Here is a 726-nt window from a genome sequence, read left to right on the forward strand (position 1 = left end):
TGGGTTAACTTCAAAGTGTTTGGAATGCTGATTGCCACCTTCGCCTACATGATTGCTACTGGTGTCTACATTTACAAGCACATGCCAAAGGAAGAGAAAAATAACTCCTCCGATGTCTCGGTTGATGATTAAAAACTCAATTTTGCTATAATCCGCGCAAATGTATTATTCACAGCGACCTTCGGGTCGCTGTTTTGTTCAACGGACCAATAATTACTGCATTAGTATTCTTATTGGCACACCATATTTGCGCTTTTTTTGAGCGCCCTTGAAGATTTAGGATGTCACTATGAGCCAAGAATTTAACTCTCCGAAAGGCCAGCTTCTGCTTCGTACCCTTGCAATGCCCGCTGATACAAATGCAAACGGCGATATCTTTGGTGGTTGGATAATGTCTCAACTTGACTTGGCGGGTGCGATTCTGGCGAAAGAGATCTGTTCTGGTCGCGTCGTTACCGTTTCTGTTTCAAGCATTACATTTAAAAAACCAGTCAGCGTAGGTGACGTGGTTTGTTGTTACGGCGTGTGTAAGAAAATCGGCCGTACATCTATGAGCGTTGACCTAGAAGTTTGGGTGAAACCAGTGAAAGTAGACGGCATTGAAGATCGTTTCATGGTTTGTGAAGCAACCTTTAACTATGTAGCCATCGACAGTGAAGGCAAACCACGTCCAGTGCAAAGCTAAGTCGTCATAAAATCGAATTGCTAGGAAGAATCTCACATTTT

General features: G+C 43.1%; 2 protein-coding genes. Both read left to right on the top strand.

All coding sequences use genetic code 11. The annotated features are described in order from the left end of the window. Positions 1 to 132 (top strand): septation protein IspZ (locus tag R7O13_RS26820; protein ID WP_318305201.1); only part of this gene is annotated, 132 nt, incomplete at its 5' end. 157 nt (positions 133 to 289) lie between these two features. Next, the gene (gene yciA / locus R7O13_RS26825) at positions 290 to 685 is read left to right on the top strand and encodes an acyl-CoA thioester hydrolase YciA (RefSeq protein WP_005459205.1); all 396 of its coding nucleotides are present in this window, start codon (positions 290 to 292) and stop codon (positions 683 to 685) included. Positions 686 to 726 lie beyond the last annotated feature (41 nt).

It is taken from the genome of Vibrio sp. Y176 (assembly GCF_033438945.1).